Annotated in this window: 16 protein-coding genes and 1 pseudogene; 6 read left to right on the top strand and 11 right to left on the bottom strand. The window is 39.5% G+C overall.

The window, feature by feature from the left end:
- Positions 1 to 858: 858 nt before the first annotated feature.
- Positions 859 to 1,107, bottom strand: a pseudogene (locus KO525_RS09535) (PhoH family protein); the annotation flags it as partial.
- A 203-nt stretch (positions 1,108 to 1,310) separates the two neighbouring features.
- Here KO525_RS09535 and KO525_RS09530 point away from each other — a divergent pair.
- From KO525_RS09530 to KO525_RS09515, 4 genes are all read left to right on the top strand, one after another.
- Positions 1,311 to 2,506 (top strand): IS3 family transposase gene (locus KO525_RS09530; protein WP_371744398.1). Its coding sequence is split into 2 segments (ribosomal slippage): positions 1,311 to 1,578 and positions 1,578 to 2,506, totalling 1,197 coding nucleotides; the frame shifts between segments, so codons are not numbered across the junction.
- The gene (locus KO525_RS09525) at positions 2,503 to 2,820 is read left to right on the top strand and encodes a TolC family protein (RefSeq protein ID WP_215963571.1); all 318 of its coding nucleotides are present in this window, start codon (positions 2,503 to 2,505) and stop codon (positions 2,818 to 2,820) included. The genes KO525_RS09530 and KO525_RS09525 overlap by 4 nt, the downstream gene beginning before the upstream one ends.
- 54 nt (positions 2,821 to 2,874) lie before the next feature.
- The gene (locus KO525_RS09520; protein WP_064435651.1) at positions 2,875 to 4,164 is read left to right on the top strand and encodes an efflux RND transporter periplasmic adaptor subunit; all 1,290 of its coding nucleotides are present in this window, start codon (positions 2,875 to 2,877) and stop codon (positions 4,162 to 4,164) included.
- Positions 4,165 to 4,175: 11 nt separating this feature from the next.
- Positions 4,176 to 7,376, top strand: coding sequence for an efflux RND transporter permease subunit (locus KO525_RS09515; RefSeq protein ID WP_215963570.1), 3,201 nt, complete (start codon positions 4,176 to 4,178; stop codon positions 7,374 to 7,376).
- A 157-nt stretch (positions 7,377 to 7,533) separates the two neighbouring features.
- On the opposite strand, the gene KO525_RS09510 is transcribed toward KO525_RS09515, so the two are convergent.
- The 6 genes from KO525_RS09510 to KO525_RS09485 all read right to left on the bottom strand — a co-directional run bounded on the left by KO525_RS09510 (position 7,534) and on the right by KO525_RS09485 (position 12,673).
- Complete coding sequence (locus tag KO525_RS09510; RefSeq protein ID WP_215963569.1) at positions 7,534 to 7,881, bottom strand: hypothetical protein; 348 nt, start codon at positions 7,879 to 7,881, stop codon at positions 7,534 to 7,536.
- A 12-nt stretch (positions 7,882 to 7,893) separates the two neighbouring features.
- Positions 7,894 to 8,124, bottom strand: a complete 231-nt coding sequence (locus KO525_RS09505; RefSeq protein WP_215963568.1) for a hypothetical protein — start codon at positions 8,122 to 8,124, stop codon at positions 7,894 to 7,896.
- Positions 8,121 to 9,158, bottom strand: a complete 1,038-nt coding sequence (locus KO525_RS09500) for a hypothetical protein (protein WP_215963567.1) — start codon at positions 9,156 to 9,158, stop codon at positions 8,121 to 8,123. Before KO525_RS09500 ends, KO525_RS09505 begins: the two co-directional genes overlap by 4 nt.
- A gap of 208 nt (positions 9,159 to 9,366) precedes the next feature.
- On the bottom strand, positions 9,367 to 9,729 hold the full coding sequence (locus KO525_RS09495; RefSeq protein WP_215963566.1) for a hypothetical protein: 363 nt from the start codon (positions 9,727 to 9,729) through the stop codon (positions 9,367 to 9,369).
- Positions 9,730 to 9,923: 194 nt separating this feature from the next.
- Positions 9,924 to 11,306: a PhoH family protein gene (locus KO525_RS09490; RefSeq protein ID WP_215963565.1), complete on the bottom strand. Its 1,383-nt coding sequence runs from the start codon at positions 11,304 to 11,306 to the stop codon at positions 9,924 to 9,926.
- Positions 11,306 to 12,673 (bottom strand): PhoH family protein, encoded by a 1,368-nt coding sequence (locus tag KO525_RS09485; protein ID WP_215963564.1) that lies wholly within the window; start codon positions 12,671 to 12,673, stop codon positions 11,306 to 11,308. Before KO525_RS09485 ends, KO525_RS09490 begins: the two co-directional genes overlap by 1 nt.
- 261 nt (positions 12,674 to 12,934) lie before the next feature.
- Here KO525_RS09485 and rapA point away from each other — a divergent pair, with 261 nt between their 5' ends.
- Complete coding sequence (gene rapA / locus KO525_RS09480) at positions 12,935 to 15,808, top strand: RNA polymerase-associated protein RapA (RefSeq protein WP_215963563.1); 2,874 nt, start codon at positions 12,935 to 12,937, stop codon at positions 15,806 to 15,808.
- Between the two features lie 297 nt (positions 15,809 to 16,105).
- Complete coding sequence (gene rluA / locus KO525_RS09475; RefSeq protein WP_215963562.1) at positions 16,106 to 16,774, top strand: bifunctional tRNA pseudouridine(32) synthase/23S rRNA pseudouridine(746) synthase RluA; 669 nt, start codon at positions 16,106 to 16,108, stop codon at positions 16,772 to 16,774.
- Here the strand turns inward: rluA and KO525_RS09470 are convergent.
- From KO525_RS09470 to KO525_RS09455, 4 genes are all read right to left on the bottom strand, one after another.
- Positions 16,746 to 17,756, bottom strand: coding sequence for a transposase (locus KO525_RS09470; RefSeq protein WP_215963561.1), 1,011 nt, complete (start codon positions 17,754 to 17,756; stop codon positions 16,746 to 16,748). The two genes, rluA and KO525_RS09470, sit on opposite strands and share 29 nt — an antisense overlap.
- Positions 17,757 to 17,933: 177 nt before the next feature.
- Complete coding sequence (gene moaC, locus KO525_RS09465) at positions 17,934 to 18,410, bottom strand: cyclic pyranopterin monophosphate synthase MoaC (protein WP_215963560.1); 477 nt, start codon at positions 18,408 to 18,410, stop codon at positions 17,934 to 17,936.
- Between the two features lies 1 nt (position 18,411).
- Positions 18,412 to 18,942 carry a molybdenum cofactor biosynthesis protein B gene (moaB, locus tag KO525_RS09460; RefSeq protein ID WP_215963559.1) on the bottom strand — a complete coding sequence of 177 codons (531 nt, stop codon included), beginning with the start codon at positions 18,940 to 18,942 and terminating at the stop codon, positions 18,412 to 18,414.
- Positions 18,943 to 19,343: 401 nt separating this feature from the next.
- The gene (locus KO525_RS09455; RefSeq protein WP_215963558.1) at positions 19,344 to 23,867 is read right to left on the bottom strand and encodes an alpha-1,6-glucosidase domain-containing protein; all 4,524 of its coding nucleotides are present in this window, start codon (positions 23,865 to 23,867) and stop codon (positions 19,344 to 19,346) included.
- Positions 23,868 to 24,098 lie beyond the last annotated feature (231 nt).

Genomic DNA, 24,098 nt, shown 5'->3' with positions numbered 1-24,098 from the left:
TATAGGTTAAGCAGGCAGAAAAGCATAAAAATACGAAAGGTTAGTCTATCAGTAGACTTTCTAAAACGATACACCAAAGGCAACGCAATACTCCTTGAGGCCAGAGCGCACAAAACCAATTCCACTGACCTTGTTATGTACAGGTAATTGCAGTTAGTAGGACAGTTAGTTGGACACCCGCCTAAACTTATCTTGGACACCCACCTAAACTTAACGTAGACACCCACCAAACTTATCGTAGACACCCACCCAGAACTTAACGTGGACACCCACCATAACTTATCGTGGCGGCAATAGTTACCCACAGTCTAGAACGTAAGTTAATGAAACTCTCAAACCATTTACTATTAGATAGTCAGTTCGATGCTCGTTACGTTGGAGAGATGACATTAGCAGAAAGGTTATTACCCTCAGTCCCAATGATTCCTTAACATTGGGTGCTCCTGCGAGCAAAAATTTTAATGGGCTACCAGAGCAAATTACCGCGAGATTAACGTCCTACCAAGTGAACGGGAAATGGTATCGAATACTAAGTTCGCTCGCAGATTTAATGCGCTATCAATACGATTAAATAACAGAAGTTTCTGCGCAACGGTGCCCCCCAACTTAGCAATTGTTTATGAATACGACATATTGTTGCATTCTTCATGCGCACGCCAATTCATAGTGCCAGTAAGTTACCCATAAATAATGCAGAGTTTCTGCACACATTAAGAATGTTTGTTTTACGGGATAGAATGCCAGATAAGCTATAACCAATAATTGCAAGAAAGTAGCCTAATGTCCCTATAAAAAACGCCAGTCAGCTATTAACCGACTGGTATTAGTGCTCTGCTCGGTTTTTTAGCATAGTCTATGCTATAAATTTTCTTCAGCAAATTGCGCTAGTCGACTTCTAACAACTCCGTTCAAATTAACAGTTGCGCTGCCTTCAAAGTTTTTAAACCGTTCAACAATATACGTTAAACCTGACGTAACTGCGGTTAAATAGTTACTATCTATTTGTGCCAAATTTCCAGAACAGACGAGTTTGGTCCCTTCACCACAACGAGTAATTATTGTCTTCAACTGTGAAGCCGTTAGATTTTGGCATTCGTCTAACAACACCCCCGAACTGATATCATACTATCATACCCTAAAGAAGCTTGAATAAAAAAGCTTTTACAAATAAGCTGTAATCCGAGGTGAATAAACATGATAGTACGAAATACAACAAAATCTAAAATAATCAAAACTGTAGTGGCATAGTGATTTTGGCCACCTAATTAGAGGATGTTATGATTGAATCATAACAGTATTAGGTGAAGATAATGGCTAAGAAGTCACGTAAAAATTTCAGCCCAGAATTTAGATTAGAAACGGCACAATTGGTACTCGATCATGGTTATACCCATGAAGAAGCAGCTAAGGCCATGAATGTGGGTTATTCGACGATTGGTAAATGGGTTAAACAGTTAAAAGAAGAACGGCAAGGCAAAGCGCCTAAAGCAACACCCATGACTCCCGAGCAGCTTAGGATAAGAGAGCTTGAAAAGAAAATTGAACGCATTGAATTAGAAAAGGAAATTCTAAAAAAGGCTACGGCTCTGTTGATGTCGGACTCACTGAACAATTCGAATTAATCGAAAAACTCAATCAGAGCCATAAAGCCAGGTATCCAATAAAAATATTGTGTGATGTCTTCGGTGTTAATCGTAGCAGCTTTAAATATTGGCTGAAACGAGATAATTCGCCGTCAGTCGAGCATCAAGTATTACTAAAGAAGGTTGAGAATGCTCATGAGTTAAGCGGTGGCTCCGCAGGTGCCAGAACAATCAGTGAAATCATTACACAAGATGAAAGTGACGTAACGTTGAGTCGATACCGGGCTACTAAGTTAATGAAAAAGCTTAATTTAGTGAGTTGTCAGATACCACAACATGCTTATAAGAAAGGCTCAAAGGAGCATGTGGCAATACCTAACTTGCTTGAACGTCAGTTTGATGTAACTGCGCCCAATCAAGTCTGGTGCGGCGATGTGACGTACATATGGACAGGAAATCGTTGGGCCTATTTAGCGGTCGTGATTGATTTGTTCGCTCGAAAACCTGTTGGGTGGGCAATGTCACACTCACCTGATAGCGATTTAACAGTCAAAGCACTAACAATGGCTTACGAGCTACGTGGCAGACCTGAAAACGTGATGTATCACAGTGACCAAGGAAGTCACTACACGAGCCGAAAATTCAGACAGAGGCTGTGGCGTTACCAGATAACACAAAGCATGAGCCGTCGCGGAAATTGCTGGGACAACGCACCGATGGAGCGATTTTTCAGAAGTCTAAAGACAGAATGGATACCGACGGTAGGTTATCGTAGTTTTAATGAAGCTAAGATAGATATCACGAAATATATTATTGGCTATTACAGTCAAGTTAGGCCGCATCAGCATAATGGCGGTTTGGCACCAAATGAGTCAGAGAGAAGATACTGGCTAAACTATAAAACCGTGGCCAAAAACAGTTGACCACTACAGAAGCTTATTTCCAATCCATTTATCGAAAACGCTCTTTTGAAGCTCAGGCCAACTATGAATCCCTCATGATCAGTAAAAAATACTATCAGCGATGGCAAAACCTTATGCAAAACCGAATTGATAATAGCGCGAGGTTACTAAACGCTCGTTGGGAGGCTGGAGACATCAATACTTCAGACTATCTAATAGCGTTGAGCCAAAGAGCTGATGGATTGCACTCAGGCATTCAACTAGAAAAACAATTTAGACTCTCTGAAATAGCCTTCATTTGGAGCATGGGTCAATTATCTAAGTTTAAGATTTAATTAGTTAAAACGGCAATTAGAAATCTTAAACGTTAAAAGAATATAGGTAAAAAAATGAATACATTATTTAGCAAAAAATTATTAGCAATAGTAATTAGTGGACTTTTTTTAGGTGGGACATTAAGCGGTGAAGTGTATGCTCTACAAGTAAATACAATTGAACCTGTAACAGCAAATCCCAAAAAACATAAACACGAACACTCGGAAAGTGAAGAAAATCATGTAGAAGAAGGCCATCAGGAAAATGAAGGCAACCATTCTGAAAAAGACACAGAACATGACGAACATGGTCACGACCAAGAGAGCAAAAATAAAGAAACTGAAGAGGAACATGAAGAAGGTATTACTCTAAGCCCTCAAAAAATGTCACTAGCCAATATTAAAGTTCAAAGCATAAGACCTGATTATCAATTCAGTACAATCTATGCGCCCGGAGAGGTCAAAGTAGATGGTTATAGCAGCTATGTCGTTTCTCCCCGTACCGAGTCAGTGATAATAAGCAGACATACTGCACTCGGTGAACACGTAGAAAAAGGACAAAAGCTGGTCACCCTATTTAGTGAAGCAATGGCTCAAGCTCAAGCTGACTACTTGATTGCGTCAACTGAATGGCAGCGAGTAAAGAAATTAGGCAACAAAACAGTAAGTGAAAGTCGTTTACTTCAGGCTCAAACCACATTTAACGCCACATACGGAAAACTTATCGCACTAGGGTTAACTGAAAAAGCGATAAAAGACATATCAAATAAAGACATAACTTCGTTTGGCCAATATTCGCTAGTAGCTCAGCGAGAAGGAGTAGTTTTACAAGATGACTTCACCCAAGGCCAACGAGTCGATGCGGGTGATACTATCATGCTTTTGGCAGATGAAAATAAGCTGTGGGTGGAAGCTAAAGTATCACCCAACAAAAAGCTCAATCTATCAATCAACTCTCCGGCAATAGTTAAATTAGAAGGAGAGGATTATAAGGCAAAAGTTATTCAGGAAGCCCACACGATTGATCCCATCACTAGAACTCGAATCATTCGCCTAAGTGTTAATAATGCAGATGACAATCTCCATTCAGGCATGTTTGTTAAAGTATATTTTCAATTTGCCACTGAACAAAAAGTTATGGCCGTTCCAGAAGAAGCGCTAATTAGAAGTGCGGACGGAGATTGGACAGTATTTGTTGAGGATCATCCCGGTGAATTCAAAGCGACAGAGGTTGAGTTAGGTCGTTCTCTAGGTAATTTCAGAGAAATATTTGGTTTAGAAAGTGGTACTCGTGTGGTCACTCAAGGAGCGTTTTTTGTTGCTTCTGAAATAGCTAAAGGCGGATTTGATCCGCATAACCATTAAGGAGAGCCGCTATGTTTAATAAAATTATAGATTGGTCTGTAAACAACCGACTCCTTATTTTGATTGCCTTATTTGCCACTATTGTTGGCGCAATAATGGTGATCCCAAAACTGAACTTGGATGCTTTCCCTGATGTGACTAATGTTCAAGTCGCGGTTAATACAGAAGCGCCGGGGCTTGCCGCAGAAGAAGTAGAACAACTCATCACTTATCCGATTGAAGCGGTCATGTATGCGTTACCTGATGTTGAACAAGTACGTTCAATTTCCAAAACGGGGCTGTCTGGCGTTACTGTCGTTTTTAAAGAAGGGACTGATATCTATTTTGCACGGCAGCTCGTCTTTGAACGGCTTCAAGCTGCAAAAGAGTTGATACCTGACGGTGTAGGTACGCCTGAAATGGGACCAAATACGTCAGGGTTAGGTCAAGTATTTCAATACTTGCTCGTGTCAGATAAAGACGCAGGATATGACTCAATGGCGCTCAGAAGCCTCAATGATTGGATAATCAAATTGCTAATTATGCCAGTTGATGGTGTCACAGATGTCTTATCTTTCGGAGGTAATGTTAGGCAATATCAAGTGAACATAGCTCCCTCTAAGCTCCTTGCATATGGATTGTCGCAAGAAGATATCGTTAATGCACTTGATAGTAACAATGCCAACGTTGGCGGTTGGTATATGAACCGAGGACAAGAGCAGCTTGTTATTCGAGGAACGGGTTGGTTCGAAAGTGGTGAAGCAGGCATTAGCAACATTAAGCAAGTACCTGTAAAAACCGTAGATGGTACTGTTGTGACGGTTTCTGATGTCGCCAAAGTTGAACTAGGTAGTGAAATTCGACAAGGTGCGGTCACTATGACCCGTAAAACGTCCGAAGGAAAAGTTGAAAACCTAGGTGAAGTTGTATCAGGCATTGTACTCAAGCGTATGGGTTCCAATACAAAAGCAACCATTGATGGTATTAATGCACGAATTCCACTAATCAATCAGGCATTACCTAAAGGTGTTCGATTCGAACCCTTCTATGATCAAGCTGATTTAATCGAACAAGCTGTCAGTACTGTAGTCAATGCACTAGCACTTGCCTTTATCTTTATTTGTATCGTGCTTGCCCTGTTCTTAATGAATTTAAGAGCAACGTTTCTTGTTCTTATTTCCATTCCAATATCGGTAGGTATTGCACTAATGATCATGGCTTGGTTGGGTATCTCAGCTAACCTTATGTCACTAGGAGGTATTGCTGTTGCAATTGGTATGCTTGTGGACGGCTCAGTGGTTATGGTTGAAAATATGTTTAAACATTTAAACCACCCTGATTCAACACACCAACAAAGTGTAGAAGCTCTTGTTCCTTGTGATGATACTGACCCTTTCGCAGTAGAAAAAGATGATCATGGTATCGAGTTGCGGCTAAAACAAGCAGGCAAAGAAGTGGCTCGCCCTGTATTTTTTGCTGCTTCTGTCATTTTAGTCGTGTTCTTGCCTTTGTTTAGCTTTGAAGGCGTCGAAGCAAAATTATTCCAGCCAATGGCAATTAGTATTATTTTAGCCATCATTTCAGCTATTGTTGTTGCCTTGTTTATCGTACCAGCACTCGCCACTTTCATGTTCAAAAAAGGCATAAAAGAAAGAGAAAGCTTTGTCGTTAAACCTTTAGATAAGCTATATAAAAAAGGGCTTAAGTTTGCGCTTAAACGTACCAAGTTAATTGTCGTTACCTCGCTAATTATGGTTATTTCGGCTTTTTCAATTATACCTTACATAGGTACTGAATTCGTTCCAGAGCTAGAAGAAGGAACAATTAACTTAAGAGCAACTCTTGCTCCTTCTTCTAGTTTAGATACTGCATTGATGGTTTCACCTATATTAGAAGAAAAGTTGATGGCATTTCCTGAAGTTACTTATGCGCTAAGCCGCATCGGACGTGCTGAAATAGGCGGCGACCCTGAACCAGTTAATAACATTGAAATTTATATCGGACTAAAACCCGTGTCCGAGTGGACCAGTGCTTCAAACCGTTATGAACTGCAAAACAAAATGGAACAATCGCTTGAAGAGTTTCCGGGACTTTTACTGAACTTTTCTCAACCAATTGCCACCCGTGTAGATGAGTTACTATCTGGTGTAAAAGCACAACTAGCGATAAAGCTGTTTGGGCCAGACCTCAATCAATTGGCAGTTAAAGGGCAAGAAATAGAATCGGCAATTAAAGAAGTTGAAGGCGCTAGAGATGTTGCGCTTGAACAAATAGCTGGTGAAGCTCAATTAGTTGTAAAGCCAAACAGACAAGAGCTTTCACGTTTTGGCCTATCGGTCGGTGATATAATGGAAGTGATACGAGATGGTATAGGTGGAGTTGAAGCAGGACAAATCATCAACGGGAATGAGCGTTATGATATATATGTGCGTTTAGAAAAAGAATATCGTAGTAATAAAGAAGCTATTTCTGATATTCGCATTCAGTCTCCAACAGGGGCTTGGGTTCGTCTTGGTGATGTTGCAACAATCTCTTTTGAGTCAGGCCCTCCGCAAGTGAGAAGAGATGATGTGCAACGACGTGTTGTTATCCAAGCCAACGTGCAAAATAGAGATATGGGCAGTGTTGTTGCCGATATCAGACAGGTAATCGCCGAGAAAGTCGATTTACCTGCTGGCTACTCTGTTGCCATTGGTGGTCAATTTGAAAGTCAACAACGAGCACAACAACGGTTAGCTATAGTGGTTCCTTTATCTTTGGCGCTAATTGCTCTTTTGCTTTACTTCGCATTTGGCTCAGTTGGTCAAGCCATGTTGATTTTAGTTAATGTCCCATTAGCTGTTATCGGCGGTGTTTTCTCCTTATATTTCTCTGGGCAATACTTGTCCGTGCCAAGCTCCGTTGGCTTCATTACACTATTTGGTGTTGCAGTGTTAAATGGTGTGGTTATGGTTGAAAGTATAAACCAGCGAATTAGAGATGGCTTAGAAGTCACTGATGCTGTTTTTGAAGGAGCAACTTCTCGTTTGAGACCTGTTCTTATGACAGCAATAACATCTGCATTAGGTTTAATACCGATGTTAATGTCAAATGGTGTAGGAGCTGAAATACAACGACCACTGGCAAGTGTTATAGTTGGTGGTTTGATAACAGCAACATTACTCACATTGTTTGTTTTGCCTGTTTTATATCGCTGGTTCTCCAAAAAGAAAATTGAGGAGTTATCCCGCTAATTCAATTTTCATCAATTGTGAAGCTTCCAAGTCAAGGTATATGAATTGGAAGCTTCGCTTTATTGCTATCACTAAAAAGCTAGCTATTTCGTAAAATTACTAATCTGATCGAATATTGAATTTGTTGAAGTCATTCTAGACTCCTTATTTTCGTTATTTAATGACTTTTATGTTGCGACTTAAGTTGCTCTCTCATTTCTAAAACTCGATCTACCGAATAAGCTCCTGCCCTCATAACAACCAGTTCAACAAACGAAATATCAATTAACTTATGGTCAGCATCAATCACATAACAACTCCCACTATGTGTGTATATTTCTAACTTATCCTCATCAGCAGATTTGCTAACAACCTTTGAAGTCACGATTTGCTGAAATGGCCGAAACCTGAATGTTTCATCTTCAATAACCACCCCTGATAAAAACTCGCCAAGAAATATTTTTTCAAATTCTTTATAGTCGTAAACAGATACTATGTAGGCATCCTTTAAATATATTCTATTCAACGTATTCCCTTACTAATAACTAGCTGGGAGCATATCTCGCAGCTCTAATAACTCATTAGGAGAATACATACACTCATGCATTAAATTAAACTCAAATGCATTTACATCAAACTCTTTAGGTTCAGCATTTAAGATATAAAAGTCAGCAGCAAATATGGTGTAAAGCACCTTTTCAACCTTGTCTTCTAAGTCAGATTTAATTGAGGTAACTGTTGCGTTAGTTAGTTTTACTCTAGGTCTCATTCTTGAACTCCTTTCATATCTTCTACAGAAAAAGGACGAAAGAAACTTAGATATTTAACCCCATCAACTTTAAGTAAATTGTTGTCAGCATCAAAATGTGACAGAACACTAGATTGATACAACGAAATGTATTTTTCATAATCGATGGTGTTAAAAAAATTGGTATCAACGCGCCTCGCATAAAAAACAAGATCTTGCTGATCGATACGAACAATGAACTTCTGATCACCATCTAGATTTTTAACATGTAAACACAAATTAGGTTTGTGCCAATCAGATGCTAAGGATGGAATCAGAGGGAAGCCGTATACCAAATAGCGCACACCTTCGATTTTGAAGGTTGTTGGATTGAACTGAGCCTTATTTACTTTGCTCCTACTGAATAATTCAAGTGTCAACACCAGCCAGTGCACATGCTTAGAAAATGTATTTCCTTCAGAAATACAGCCTTCGAACTCACCATTATGGTTTACATGATTGATGTACATGTATTTTTTAATGTTATCTAAGGAAAGTTTTTCAAACGGAAACTTTGAAGCGATGAGCCTAAAATAACAACCATGAACATTTAAATCTGCATATTGAACTATCAACGGATCATCAAAAGCATCGAAATATGGTCGCCAGTCCAGCCTAAAGTCAGCACCAGTGTTTACAATAAACTTGGCATCTTCTGGCAACCCTAATACTTGGTATATCACTGAAACTAACTCTAATGTTTCGATGTCTACCAGCATTAGGCTTTCGATACGGTTTGCCATTGACTCAATTTCTTTATGAAGCGATTCAATAATTTCTTGATCATCGTATTCATTGATCATTAAGTATTTCAGGGAATCGTGCTTTAGAATTGAATCCAGTTTTTTCTGTTCAAATGCTTCAGTGAGGCTATTATGGGTATCAGAAAAATGAGGGCAGTTATAAACACCTCTAGCCCACAGGCCTTGGGCGTAAAGATCAGGAAACTCTAATAACTCAGCAAACTCTTTTGCTTGTTTATTGAGTTTATTCTTTAATTGATAAAGTGAGATCATTTAGTTCTCCAAACAACTTTCTAATAAACAATGGCCTACCAACACATTGCTTTATTTATTGTTCAAATAACCAAATTTTTACGGATGCTCCGCTTCACTGTTCACGTTTTTCAAGGCGAAAAACATGTGTAGGCGTAGGCTGTCCGTTCAGCCTTCTTATTATAATATCGCCAAAAAACAAAATGACAACTTACGTATTTGTACAACTTTAGGTAGATATTTTGAGTTTGAACTCTGAAAAGCTAAGCCCAAACAAGGATACGACCATCTCTTCATTTATATTGGAGCCGGGAAATTTTTTTTCAAAATTTCCAATAATGCTATCTAGGTGGCTAGCTAATATTTTTACTAAAAATATTTCCGAGTTTGGTGAGAGTGCAGACAGTGCTATCAATGGGTTGTCAAAGGATTCAGCTTTTATTTTTACTAGTAAATCGCTGTAACTGTCACAGCCGTAAAGACAAATAGATACCCCTTCTTGGGCCTGTCCAAGGGGAATAGTTAATAATTTAGATAATCGTTTTGCCTGCCTTTTTATATTTACTAGCAGGTCTTCTTTATTAAAAGACATCAATACACCAAAAAACGGCAACGCTAGGCCACGCACCTATGTCACTCAGTTTTTATGTGAATATTTAATCTTTTAGTTCAGAGTAAATCCATTTCGTCCTGTTTTCGTGGGAACGGGCTTCTCTGAAAAGCCACTGCAAAAAGCAGTGGCTATTGTTGCAATATTATAAGGAAATGTGAATGGTAGTTTGATGCCTACATATTCTTTTCAGTGAATTCAGCCAAGCTACTACGCTCTACTTCATCAAAAATCAGCACTGATCCTTTTTCATAATGACGATACACATTAACAGCCGCACTTGCACCAGAAGAAGCCGGTGTTACAAACTTATCGTCAATCTGGGCTAGGTTGCCCAATACGATTGTCCGACAATTTTTCCCACCGCGACTAAGCATTCCTTTAATTTGAGCACGGGTCATATTTTGTGCTTCATCAATTATTAAAACAGCATCGTCTATTGAACGGCCACGAAAATAAGCCATACTGGTAAATTCTATATTAGCTCTTTCGATCACATGTTCAACTGTAGCGTGAATATTTCCTTCATGATTATCACTGGAGTGCATCGAAATAAGTGCATCCGTAATACCTGCAAGCAAAGGCATAGATTTCTCAGTTAAATCACCCGGAAGGAATCCGGGATCATCGTCCATGAAGTCCCGAGACCTAACAACTACTATTTTCTTATATTTTTTCAACTCTAATACTTGATGTAAAGCTGCCGCAACGGCTAAAAAAGTTTTCCCAGAACCTGCTGGGCCAAGTATAATATTTAAATCATTGTAAGGGTCTGTTAGTTGATTTAACGCTATTGCTTGACGCTGGTTTTTAGGCAAAATGCCCCATACTTTTTCATGCTTACGCGGCAATAACTTTGTGTAAACTTCAGTATCAGTTACTTCTGAAATCCGCCCGATATGTCCAGCCTCATCATACCAATACATGTTGGGCTGAACTTCATCATTAAAGAGACTTACTGGGAATGTATAAACTTCTCCTGAAACCTTGAAGTCTTTGTCTGATTTAATTCGATCAAAAAGATCTCCTTTAAAGGCTTGTACCCCTGTGTATAAAAGATCAATATCTGATATTTGATTATCTTCGGCAACGTCCTCAGCCCTAACCCCAACTGTTCGAGCTTTCAATCGCATATTAATATCACGGCTAACAATTGTTACGTCTTTATTGAGTTCTTTTTGAAGATATAAAGCATAATTAATTATTCTGTTATCAGCATCACTTCCTATCCCGTGCTTTAACTCCTTAGTTATATCCAATTGAGTGTCAATTCCAATGAAAAGCTTTCCTCTCTGGGCTGTTTCGGTAGATGGTAAAGGAATACCTATTTCCATTTCCTCGGCTGTATGTCCATTTATGATGTCTTCCAACATTCTTATACACATCCGTGCATCTGCACTTACAGATTTATTAGTTCTCTCTTTAAGATTGTCCAATTCTTCCAACACGGTTAAACAAATATATACATCATCACGATAGGAAAGAAGCGATTTAGGATCATGGACCAATGCAGATGTATCAAGTACACGAGGATTTCGATTATCAATAGAGCTTTTCATTACGCAGCCTCCCATAAGATTGAATCGTTGCTAGGCTTTGTGTTGTACTCACCTCTCAAATAACAACTACTCTGTAAAGGTTGGCTGTTGTGGAAATGCTTAAAGTCGTTACTAGAATCCATATTTTGGGAAATTCTTTTTACTTTTGCTACAGGCCAGTAAAAATAAAGGAGTAAAAATTTTAAATTATTTTCAATTCGGGGTTGTAATATTACAACTGCATTCTGAATGCTCCGCCCTCGCATAAAGTTAACAGATTTAAATTGCACATTCGCTTTCTCCATTATGTAACTCAAACTTGAGCTTGGGTTTTCATCATTCTTGTGGAGAACTTCCAGGGAGTCTGTAATTGCGGCTAGCCATGGCGCCATTTTTTCCTCTTCTGTACCTGGTAGGAAACCGATTGACTCTGCTATTTCAGGCGTATTTCTGGTAACCAATACTTTGTCATAAATGCCAAGTTCAATAACCATTTCCAATGCTGATGCTAATGCTAAAAGTGTTTTCCCGCACCCAGCTGGGCCAGTTAAAATGACCAATTCGATGTTAGGGTCCATTAATGCGTTTAACGCCATGCCCTGATAAATATTCTTCGGAGTAATCCCCCAAGCTTTTCTAGATAATAAGCGTTGCCTTCCTAAGTCAAGCAACTCCACTTTATCTTCATAATGACCTGTTACACGCGCAGCAAACTCTTCACCTTCATCTAATATATATTCGTTAATAAATGTTGGTATTGTTTTTTTAAACGTTACTTTATGAGTCGTTTCTCTACCGTCTTTTTCACTTTCTACATTTTCAACTTGTTGCCAAAAATCCCCTTCAACAACTTCAAATCCTTTAGTTAAGAGGTTTACATCATCGATTAATTGGTCTGTTGTATAATCTTCAACAAACTTTAAGCCCGCTCCTTTGGCTTTCAGTCGCATGTTAATGTCTTTTGTGACTAGCACAACTGTTACATTTGAACGTTCTTTTTGGAGATGAAGCGCCGCATTAATTATTTTATTATCGTTTACCCCTCCAGGTAAGCCCGAAACCTCCGTAGCAATTACATGATCGTTTAAAATAATCAGATGGCCCGTGACACTACTGTCTTTGAGTTCATTACGATTTAGTGGAACCCCTTCAATCATCTGTTCAGGTGTAACATCTTGAAGGATATTTTCTAACGACCGAATGGCAACTCGGGCATCCCGCGAAACATCTTTATTTCGGTCTTTGATATGGTCTAGCTCTTCGAGAACTGTCATGGGCACTAAAACATCATGTTCTTGAAAATTAAAAAAGGCGTGTGGATCATGGAGTAGAATGTTGGTGTCTAATACAAATAATTTTTTTTGTGTGCTTTCTAATGTTCTGGGCATAGGCACTTCCTTATATTATTGCTTTAAAGGGGGATGAGAACCCTTGTGTTCTATTATAACTGTAGCCAATAATCCGGACAATTTATGAAAATTTGATGAATAGATGAAAAATATTTTAGGGCCAACATTAACCCTTATTGATGACACCGCATTTCCAAACCGGATTAATTGTCCTATTTTTAGTAAAACGATATGAAAAACAGGCCGAGACCAGTAGAATACGCGACTTTTTTACTATCCAGACTTTTTAGGAGTACATGAATGAATTTTGCTGTTGGACAACGATGGGTTAGCCAAGCCGAAAACGAATTAGGGCTAGGGACTATCATTCAACTCGACAATCGATTTGTCCACGTTATGTTTCCGGCCGCAGAAGAATCTCGCCAGTACGCAATTGATCAAGCACCTTTAATGCGTGTTGAATTTTCAATTGGCGATACGTTAACTAGCCTTGAAGAATTTAAGTTTGTTGTGACCGAAGTTCAGCAAACAGGTCAAACTTTAGTCTATGCTGGCAGTCGAACAGATAACAATGAAGATGTATTGGTTAAAGAGATCATGCTTGACCACCATGTGAGTTTAAATACCCCCGAAGCTCGACTATTCACCGCGAATTTTGACCGTCCAAATTGGTTTAACCTTCGACTTAAAGCGCACCAATACAAAGCAAATTTGGAACGTTCCTCTTTATTAGGCCTACAAGGCGCACGAGTAAGTTTAATCCCTCATCAGCTATATATTGCTGATACTGTCGGCAAGCGTTTCGCTCCTAGAGTTTTACTCGCCGATGAAGTCGGTTTAGGAAAAACAATAGAAGCTGGCTTAATCATCCACCAGCAACTTATCAGTGGCCGTTCACAAAGAGTATTATTAGTTTTACCTGAAAGTTTGCAACACCAATGGTTGGTCGAAATGTTACGTCGTTTCAATTTGAAATTTTCGATTTTTGACGACGAGCGTTGTGAAGCTGAATCTGGACAAAATGAAGGGGTTAACCCGTTCGACAATGAACAGCAGATTTTAGTATCTCAAGAGTGGTTAGCACGTGACGAAAAATGGCAAAAGTCCTTACGCGCTGCCAATTGGGATTTAGTTGTTGTCGACGAAGCTCACCATGTGACACCGCACGCGGAAGATTCTACGCATAATGACTTGGATCAATTATTTGCTGCAGTGACCGATATCGGTAGCAATACTGAGGGGCTCGTTTTATTGACCGCGACTCCTGATCAACTCGGTCATTACGGGCATTTCCTGCGTTTGCAACTTTTAGATCCAAGTCGCTTCCATAGTTATGAAACCTTCTTAAAAGAAGAAGAGCAATATAAACAGGTTGCAGAAATTGCCACAACCCTACTAAATCAAGCGGATTTAGACAAAGCTTCAAATCTTGAGCTATCAAAATTACTTGCCGATCCATTAAGCATTGAATTAATTGCAGAGTATTGCGCGAATCCAAATCGAGTTGAAACATCTGAAAAACTTATTTCAAGTTTACTTGACCGCCACGGCACTGGCCGAATCATGTTTAGGAACTCTCGTGTTGGTGTCAAAGGTTTTCCATCAAGACAAGTAACCTCTTATGGCCTACAGCGCACTGAAAGCTATTTAGACGACGTTGAATTTATTGGATTATTACCAGAATGTCACCACTCAACATTGCATGAGAAACGTTGGTGGGAACTCGACGCTAGAGTTGACTGGTTGTGTGACTTCTTAAAAGAGAACAAAGACAAAAAAGTGCTTATAATTTGTGCCCGAGCTGAAACAGCTCTTGCATTAGATGAAGCTATGTTTGAAAAAGAAGGCTTACGTACCACTGTATTCCATGAAGGTATGACGATTGTCGAACGTGATAAAGCTGCGGCTTACTTTGCCGATGAAGAAAACAGCGCTCAAGCGTTAGTTTGTTCAGAGATTGGTTCAGAGGGGAGAAATTTTCAATTCGCTCACCAGCTAGTATTATTTGATTTACCGGCCAACCCAGACTTATTAGAGCAACGAATTGGTCGACTTGATCGCATAGGCCAAACCGAAACGATTCAAATTCATGTACCGTTTTTAATCAATAGTGCACAGCAAAATTTGTTCAATTTTTATCACGATGCATTTAATGCCTTTGAGCAAACATCATCAACGGCTCGAATTGTATTTGAAGAAAACTCAGATCTAATTGACCAACTTATCAACGGAAAATTAAATGCGGAAGACTTTGAACAATTGGTAACAACTTGTCAGAAACGCAATTCTGAATTACGTAAAGATATCGAGCAAGGTCGCGATAGATTACTAGAGATCAATTCGGGTGGCGGCGATGCTGCCAAGCACATATCAGACAATTTAGAAGAAGCAGACGATTCGACGGATCTTATGAACTTTATGAATACCGTTTGGGATCAGTTTGGTGTTCAACAAGAAGAGATATCTACTTTTAGTAGTATTTTGACTCCTGGCGAGCATATGCTTAATGACCACTTCCCGGAACTAATGGAAGATGGTATGACAGTATGTTTTGACCGTGATACCGCATTATCAAAGGAGGACCAACACTTTTTATCGTGGGAACATCCAATGGTTACTGGTGCGTTAGAGATGCTCACCTCCAGTGATTTAGGTAATGTCTCTATTTGCCTTTTACCGCACAAACAATTACCACCGGGTACGGTTTTATTAGAAGTTGGCTATTTATTGACGACAACAGCCCCAAAAAAATTGCAATTACATAGATATTTACCAAATACGTTGATCCGTGTTTTGCTAGATAAAAATGGCAACGACTTGGCTGATAAAGTTAAACAAGGAGCACTTGATCAAACTTTAAAAAATGCAAAAAAACAAGTTGCCTTACAACTGGTTAAAGCATTAAAAGATGATGTATCTTCTCTCCTAACACAGGGTGAAGTTATTGCTAACAACTCAGCCGTAGCCATTAAACAAAATGCTAAAGCGAAGCTAATCGGATCTAGACAATCTGAACTTGAAAGATTAGAAGCGTTACAAGCCGTAAATCCGGCAATACGCGACGAAGAAATTAGTTTTTTGCAAACGCAAATTGACAGTTCATTAACAGAAATCGAATCGGCTCGTGTCCAATTAGATTCAATTCGACTAATCGTCGCTACTCAAGGTAAGTAAAAAAATGGGTGTCTAATGATTACATTCAATTATTTAGACACCCATCTGTATTTTTCTAACAGTCTGTCCAAAAGCTTATTGTGACACCCATTAAAACTTAACTAGAGCGTGTTATCAGGACACCCATTCAAACTAACTAAACTGACGGAATAATAAGCACTAATTAGCTGTAAACCCGCTTATTCCTCACGCACTCGTTTAATTAAATAAAAACATCTCACTTAAGCATTGGGCAAATTCGTTTGGTGATTTATAATCCACCTAACAAAGACACCCACCAATAAATAGAAACTTTAAATGGCAATCTTGAATTATTCTCCTCCGATGGATCCATATTTACAGATACTTTATCGGGATGAGCACATTATCGCGTTAAATAAGCCTAGTGGGTTGCTATCTGTTCCAGGGCGCAAGTTATCCCATTTCGATTCTTTGATGTCGCGCGTGCAGGCAGTTTGGCCAAATTCTGGTGTTGTACATCGATTAGATATGATGACTTCCGGTATTATGATCATGGCAATGCATAAAGATGCATTGAGGAATTTAAATAGGCAGTTCCAAGAACGACAAACGCAGAAAGAATATATTGCGAATGTTAGTGGTCATGTTGAAAATGATTCTGGAGAAATTGATCTGCCACTAATTTGTGACTGGCCTAATAGACCAAAACAGAAGGTATGTTACGACACAGGTAAGGCTTCTCTGACAAAATATATCGTTTTAGAAAGAGGACAAACAAGTGATATTGAATGGACTCGAGTAAAATTGATACCAATTACAGGCAGAAGTCATCAATTAAGAGTACATTTAAAAGAGTTAGGACATCCTATTTTGGGGGACCGACTTTATGCTCCTCCACTTATAATAGCAGCTGCAAGTCGACTTAATTTACATGCTCAAATGTTGACAGTACACCACCCTTTGACCGACGATTTAATTAAGTTTGAAGAACCAGCTCCGTTCTAGCTAAATGAAGCGGATTCTTAAAACTAGTCGAGCCATCCCCAAAATATTTTCGATTATTTGACAAGTTACTTCGGCGTTTAGAGCCAAAGCATTTGCAAAAACGGGTTAACGATTCGGTATTTCCAACAGCACCATGAAATAAGTCTTCAAAATAAGTTGTTGATGAATACCACTTATCTCTAATTACGTTTGCCATAGAAGACGTTTCACTCGATTTTTCAGAGCTGAAATCGTGTATTCGGTCACTAACAAGTTGGATATAAGAACTTTCACTTATTGCTAGCCCGCTTATATTTTTTTCAGTCAAGTACTGTAGTTTAGTTATTATTGAACCACTTCGATTTGCGTTTTCTCGCAATTTAATACTTGTGTAATGTGATGTTTTAATTGAACTCGCTATGCCGACTCGATGTGGGTTTAAATCGACATAAACCATGCAGCATAAAACGGCTTGCTCATCTAGAAGGGCTTGTGACTTAAATCGCCCTTCCCAAAAGCGACCGGTACAATTGTCTTCCTTATTCGCCTTACGCGCCACAAATTCATTTAAACTTCGCATGAACCAGCTAATATCCATTAAACGAGACCGGTACACTTCCACTGTGTCCTCAACCATCCTTAGTTCAGCCTCCGACATGCCTCGTCCTGCATTTTTTGTATACCGTTGAGTTAAAATTGTTCCCTTAAATAATCGATGCCATCTACTAAGCACTTCCTGTGCACACCAATTTTGCGCTTTTTGGTGGTTGACATATAACACGCTATGCGTGTGATTATTCATGACTGCAAAAGCGTACACATCGATAGCGAATGAGTTAGGTAATTCTAATAGTTTATTTTGAACCCAACTTCGGCGATGCTCGTAGTTTCGTCCTGAAACTGGATCAAGCCCACACAAATACGCCCGACGAACACAACGGGATACGCAGTGATAAAATCGAGTTGCCTCGATATTAATCTGTCGTTTCCTTGCTAACGCCATGCTTTTCCTCACAATCTAACTTCGATAGACAAAATTGCCATTTCCATATGGCTTTCGCTCCCTGCACAATTAAGATGGCCTAATTTTGTAAAGAAGTCACCTGTACCTAGGTACAGTTTTTATGCTTAAAATGAAATAAATTGGGAAGGGTTATGTAACACTTTGATTTTATGTTATTTATTTAACAGACCAATCTGGAGATTTCCCACCTGATTTAGATGTCACTCGGATACCGTCAATTCTCATGTTTTGGTCAACAGCTTTGCACATATCAAACAGGGTCAATGCAGCAACATTAATAGCCGTCAACGCTTCCATTTCTACACCAGTATTGCCCTTTACTTTACATAATGACACTATTTTTATGCGGCCTTTATCTTCTTCTACCTCAAAATCAACATCAATTTTAGTCAATAATAAAGTATGGCAAAGAGGGATAAGATCGGCGCATCTTTTTGCTCCCATAATGCCTGCAATTCGGGCGGTAGAAATCACATCGCCTTTTTTATTGGTATGTTCAATGACTTGCTTCATCGCTTCGTCATTTATATAGATAAAACCCTCAGCAGTAGCGATCCTATTTGTAATTTTTTTATCGCCAACATCCACCATCGATGCTTGGCCTTGTTCATTAACATGGGATAACTTTGCCATTTTACCCCCTTGTAGTGCAAAACGAATTTGTTACCTGACCAACAAAATTACATGGTTTATAGGTCGAATCAAGTTGTGACGAAATAATACTCCAGGCTGTTTTACATGCTCCTGTTGAACCTGGCATACAAAAAATTACCGTTCTATTTGCAATGCCAGCCAACGCTCTTGATTGAATTGTTGAAGTGCCAATTTCTGTGTACGAAATATGTCTGAATATTTCACCAAAGCCTTCAATTTGCTTGTCAAAAAGGAGTTTCAAAGCCTCTGGAGTAGAATCTCTACTAGTAAAACCAGTGCCGCCAGTCGTCAATATAACATCAACGTTGTTGTCGGCTATCCAGTTGGAAACCGTTGCTCTCATTTGATAAACATCATCTTTAACTATTTCTTTTGCATAACATTCGTGACCATCGTCTTGCAAAGCAGTAACTAAATAGTGACCACTGGTATCATTCGATTCGTTGCGACTGTCTGATACGGTTAATACGCATACTTTGAGTGCTGTTTTTTCATTTTCACTAGTTGTCATTTATTTACCTTCATTCACAGTTTTTATATACCAATTGTACTTCGAAAGCTGATCCGCATCCAAAAATCTACCAAATTTGGATATCTCCGCAACGATAATAGATGGAAATTGTAAGTCAATATATTGTGCCTAAGATTATATCCGCCAGACGATTTAGTCCTATTCTCATTTTTACTATGATAGCAATTATTCAATGATAGCCGCAGACTCTACAATTCAATGCAAATAACTTAATAACAACATTTTAAGAATCAATAAGTTCACTCTAAAGCTTAGATGGGTGTCTTGATAACAGCGGCCCTGAAATTGATAAGTTCGCTCAAAAATTTAAATGGGTGTCTTAGCTATTGCAGGCATAAAAAATCCGGCACTCAGGCCGGATTTTTTAAATGTATCAAACTTTAATTTGAGCATTGCTCAATCAATAGAGTTCCAACATTATTCCCTTGCGCAGGATTTTCTTCGTTTAGAGTTAATAAGAAACTATACTTACCATCACTTAACGTAGTTTGGTTATTAGTCGTTCCCGCGCCTTTATAGGCTACATCATAGCTGACACCTACAATTAGATCGCCAGTCTCAATTTCGCCCGATGAATTTTGAGCCCACAACTGTGTAGTCCACGAACCATCATTTGATGCTAGCTTAAACGGGAAACTACCATTGAAGTTCGCTACCGCTTTATATTGATTACTTCCAATATAAACGAGTTCAAATTCTGGTTTTGGGTCCCACCCGCTGTGTTCGCCGCGAACAAACAACTTGCCCCCTGTAATTGCAAATGGTGCATCACCCGCTGATATAGGTGCTTCACAACTCACTAATGCATTTTGCAGTTTTATAGACAGTATCGGCGTAACGCCCGACACATCTATGGTGATTGCATAGGTCCCGGCTTGAGTAATGTCAGTGCCGAAGTCATTGTTGCCTCCATCGGTAATAACATTGGAATCACCTGCGACCACTACATCAGAAAATGACAAGTCCACATCTGTGCTATTCATGTCGGCAATATCAAAAATAATACTTGCCGCACTAAGCGTTGCCGCCGCTGTATAAACACCACGCCCGTCATATTCAAATGCCAATTTATCAGACGCAAAGCCGCTTCCAAAAATCGGCGTGTCGCCGTAAGGTGAATTAACATAATCTGGGTCAACTGCTAATCCAACAGACTGCGCATTCCCCTGTGCCTTAACAAATACAGCAATAGTATGAGCTGGGATACTAAACGTTCCCACACCGCCGGATTCAACAAAAGATGCCGTTTGAACTATCGTATCCGCGCTGCTCAGTTGAACAGGATGTAAGGTAAATCCAGACGCTGATGAAATAGCGTGACTGACAGTATTTGCAGTGCCATTGACAGCGATAACCAATGCATCATTATTTTCATCCAAATCAGTTAAACCTGTTCCGTCATCAATACTCATCATAATCAAACCTTTTGTTTGATTAGGACCGGTATTGTGGAAACCAACGCGGCGGATAACTTGGCTTTCATCTGTCAATCTAAATAGCGGGCTCGATTTACGAATTTGTAAAAACTCATTAAATACCGCACTGCTTCGCTCTATTTGCTGTGATGAAACCGCTATGTTTGCGTTTGCAGAAATCGCAGCTTTAAAGTCACCACCAAGCTCAATTGGTAAGCCTACATTCCAATTATTAGACATATTAGTGTAGTCAATACGGTTGTACCAATCACCAGCATCATAGGTATTGCGGTCCATCGATTTAGATCGTAACTTATCAATAGCCAACTGGAAGAAAGGTATTCCTTGGCTAACTAATGGAATTGCGGCAGACAAGCTGTGTATACGAACACGAGTATCACTATCTATTTCAGGCGCTAAATTGCCTTCATATTGTAAATTATCCCATAATGACTCGTTATCATGCTTAGACACATAGTTAATTATATCAGCAGGGTCTAAAGCATATGATGATTGGGCAAAGTTTTTACCTAGTTTCTTAGCGCCATTTTGGTCTACTAATTCAAAGTTTTTCAATGTTCCAGCCATACCTAATCGAATATGATCAATATCTGACAGACTAGATGACGATTTACTTAGTGCTGCACTTCGTATCGTATCGCGAGGACGGTCATTAAATGACCCTATCTCGGTATTTGCAATGTTTGCTTGAGTCGCCTGCTTGAATAATCGATTACCAGCAACTTCGCCCCAGTCCCAGCCTTCGCCGTAGAAATACGTATCTGGATCAATTGCTGCAACCGCTGTGCGACCATCTAAAAGAACGTCCAACGGCATATGCCCCATAATATCAAATCGGAATCCATCTAAGCCATAATATTGGGCCCAATGTACCAACGAATCGATAACAAATTTACCCATCATACGATGCTCTGTTGCCGTGTTTTCACAACATGTTGAACGCTCGATATCACCTGTAACTTCACTGTAACGGTGATAATAACCAGGGACTAATTTGTCAAAAACAGAATTGTCATATAGACCCGACGATGCAGTGTGGTTATAGACTACATCTAACACAACTCTTAAACCTTTTTCATGCAGAGCTTGCACCATTTCTCTAAATTCTTTTACGCGAACAACACCGTCTGGGTCAGAAGAGTAGCTGCCTTCTACAACATTAAAGTGATGCGGGTCATACCCCCAGTTAAAACCATCCATACCACGAAGTGAGTTAACTAAATCTTTCGCTTCATTGGTCGCCGGATCGTAACCGTCTAAAACGTCAATAATAAGAGCTGAATTTGATGCCACCCCACAAACTGGTGCTGAGCCATTACGTGCACATAATTCACCAACTGTGCTAGTTAATTCAATGCGCTTAGCTTCATCTTCTTCAATACTTGCAATATCATTTGCTGGCAACATATGAAAATGTGTTAAGCCCGATGACGCTAATGTTGAAAGGTATGTAGTCGCATCCGTACCGGCTTCTGTAAACGCCATGTATTTACCGCGATTGCTCACAGAAGTCGTTGTGTCAAATATACTAAAATCACGAATATGCGTTTCTAATATCGTTGCATCTTCAATGTTTTTCACAGTAGGTATTGTATGGCTATCCCAATTTGTAGGCTTTAAGTCATCGTCTGATAAGTTTACAAACTGCGAATAGCGACCATTTGTAGAGGTATTCACTGAATATGGGTCTGTGGCTTCTGTTGTTACAACCGCTTTCGAAACCGGGTGATAAACTTCAACAGAAAATCGATAAAAATGTCTGTCGTAACTTTCGTTCTCTGTTGTTGAATACGACCAAACACCTGTCTTATCGTCGTAGTTCATATCATGAGTTGCAATTAAAGATTTGTTGGCTGCATAAACTTTGAGTTTTAATACTTTTGCTGTAGGCGCCCATGCTTTAACGCTAATCACATCACCGTTATAAGTTACCCCTAAATCAGTAACTTCATCTGCATCATCTGCACCAAATGTATAAATCGCATCTAACGCTTTTGCACTTTGAACGTAAGTCGCTGAAATAGGTTCGTCTCCACTGAAAGAAGCTAAAACCAATTGCTGTTTTAGCATCGATTTTTGCTCAGCTAAAGTAGCGTCGAAACTATATGCTTTCCAACCTGCAACTAAATGTGGAACTCTTAATTTCTGCGCATCCGTTAATGTAGTTAATGTTAGAGCAAAACTATTAACGGCTGAGAACGTATTATCGAGTTTACCTTCGTCGTCAAACACAATACGTAGGTCATCGCCCTCTCCGTTCCAAAGTACAGTATTTTCGTCAATCCAATGCGCTGACGCATTCTCAATTTTAAATGGCACTTCTGTTGTCACGTCATTAGGATCATGAAAAATTCCATTACCTGAAACGATAAATGCCCAACGAGAATCTGCTAGCGTTAATTTGTGGTCAACATCATCTGGGTCCTTATCATTGCCACTGTGTAAAATGTAATTTAAACATGTCGCACCATCTTTTGTATCAACAATCCAATAAGCACCATAATTATCATCTACACCGTCATGAGAAAGCCCAGCATCCCACTCAGTTCCAGAAGTAGCATCAAAATCGAAATAGCCATCACAAGTTTCGTTATTCCATGCATGGATTTTCCAAGCGGAATAATCGCCATCGTCACGTTTATAATAAAATACAGCTTGGCTGTCTGTCGGAACAATACTTGGTGCAACAGAATTTGAATTTTTAACAACTGTAACTGTAATTTCTAACTCTGATTGCTCAGTAACTAATGCGTCGTCTTGAGCGACAAGCGTGATCTTGTAATTAGTAAGATTTTCAAATATCAGTTTGGTGCTATCCGTGATGGTAATTTCGCCCGTTGTCTGGTCAATTGCGAAAATACTTTGAGGATCGACAAGGCTCCAATTGATAGTATCCCCATCTGGATCATTACCCACTGCAGAGTAAACGGTGGTCCCATTACTTGTTGCTTCAATTACAGAAAAACCAGCACTAGAAGTTATCACTGGCGCTTGGTTTAGCACGATAGAATTCACATTAACGCTTATAGTTAAACTCGAACTAAGTGGCGAAGTCGCACTGTCTGTTGCGGTAATAGTTATTTGATACGCCGTTAAGTCTGCTGCGATAAGTTTAGCGGCATTTTGAACGGTAATTTGACCGGTACTTGCATCGATCGAGAAGATGCCTTCGTTGTCGGATAACTCCCAGGAAATTGCATCACCTTCGGCATCTGAAGCTGATGCAGTGTAAACACTAGTTCCATTTACGGTTCCTTCGTTCAACGTCAGCGTCGAAGCCGAGTTAATTGTTGGCGCAGTATTAACCGCTTCACTTATACAAGCCGTTTTATCTGAATTTAAAACTAATGGTGCGCGACAAGTCAAATCTTCAGGATCTGATGAATCGCTGCCCCCACTGCATGCCGAAATAACGCTTATAATGCCTAAACATATTGCTGACCTTGTCAGTTGATGCCTGCTCTTCATTTGTTGAACCCTGCTTATTTTTATAATTTCTTTCGTACACTATATGAATATTTGAAGCTAGATTCTGCTGAATACGTATGTATGAAAATTCAATAAAAGTCATACCGATGGTCGATATTTAAAGTAAACACTTGGGTGGGTGTCTTGCTAACTTGGGTGGGTGTCTTGCTAACTTGTCCTGATAACTTGGGTGGGTGTCCTGCTAACTTGCTTGGGTGGGTGTCCTGATAA

The organism is Psychrosphaera sp. B3R10 (assembly GCF_018861025.1).
GTDB classification, from domain to species: domain Bacteria; phylum Pseudomonadota; class Gammaproteobacteria; order Enterobacterales; family Alteromonadaceae; genus Psychrosphaera; species Psychrosphaera algicola.
This window is presented reverse-complemented; position numbering and strand designations above follow the sequence as displayed.

What these genes read in the sequence shown, in the direction of transcription:
- KO525_RS09455 (WP_215963558.1), bottom strand. Translation starts at nt 23,867, where the DNA reads ATGAAGAGCAGGCATCAACTGACAAGGTCAGCAATATGTTTAGGCATT.
- rluA (WP_215963562.1), top strand. Translation starts at nt 16,106, where the DNA reads ATGGCAATCTTGAATTATTCTCCTCCGATGGATCCATATTTACAGATA.
- KO525_RS09515 (WP_215963570.1), top strand. Translation starts at nt 4,176, where the DNA reads ATGTTTAATAAAATTATAGATTGGTCTGTAAACAACCGACTCCTTATT.
- moaB (WP_215963559.1), bottom strand. Translation starts at nt 18,942, where the DNA reads ATGACAACTAGTGAAAATGAAAAAACAGCACTCAAAGTATGCGTATTA.
- KO525_RS09505 (WP_215963568.1), bottom strand. Translation starts at nt 8,124, where the DNA reads ATGAGACCTAGAGTAAAACTAACTAACGCAACAGTTACCTCAATTAAA.
- rapA (WP_215963563.1), top strand. Translation starts at nt 12,935, where the DNA reads ATGAATTTTGCTGTTGGACAACGATGGGTTAGCCAAGCCGAAAACGAA.
- KO525_RS09470 (WP_215963561.1), bottom strand. Translation starts at nt 17,756, where the DNA reads ATGGCGTTAGCAAGGAAACGACAGATTAATATCGAGGCAACTCGATTT.
- KO525_RS09520 (WP_064435651.1), top strand. Translation starts at nt 2,875, where the DNA reads ATGAATACATTATTTAGCAAAAAATTATTAGCAATAGTAATTAGTGGA.
- KO525_RS09490 (WP_215963565.1), bottom strand. Translation starts at nt 11,306, where the DNA reads ATGAAAAGCTCTATTGATAATCGAAATCCTCGTGTACTTGATACATCT.
- moaC (WP_215963560.1), bottom strand. Translation starts at nt 18,410, where the DNA reads ATGGCAAAGTTATCCCATGTTAATGAACAAGGCCAAGCATCGATGGTG.
- KO525_RS09500 (WP_215963567.1), bottom strand. Translation starts at nt 9,158, where the DNA reads ATGATCTCACTTTATCAATTAAAGAATAAACTCAATAAACAAGCAAAA.
- KO525_RS09495 (WP_215963566.1), bottom strand. Translation starts at nt 9,729, where the DNA reads ATGTCTTTTAATAAAGAAGACCTGCTAGTAAATATAAAAAGGCAGGCA.
- KO525_RS09485 (WP_215963564.1), bottom strand. Translation starts at nt 12,673, where the DNA reads ATGCCCAGAACATTAGAAAGCACACAAAAAAAATTATTTGTATTAGAC.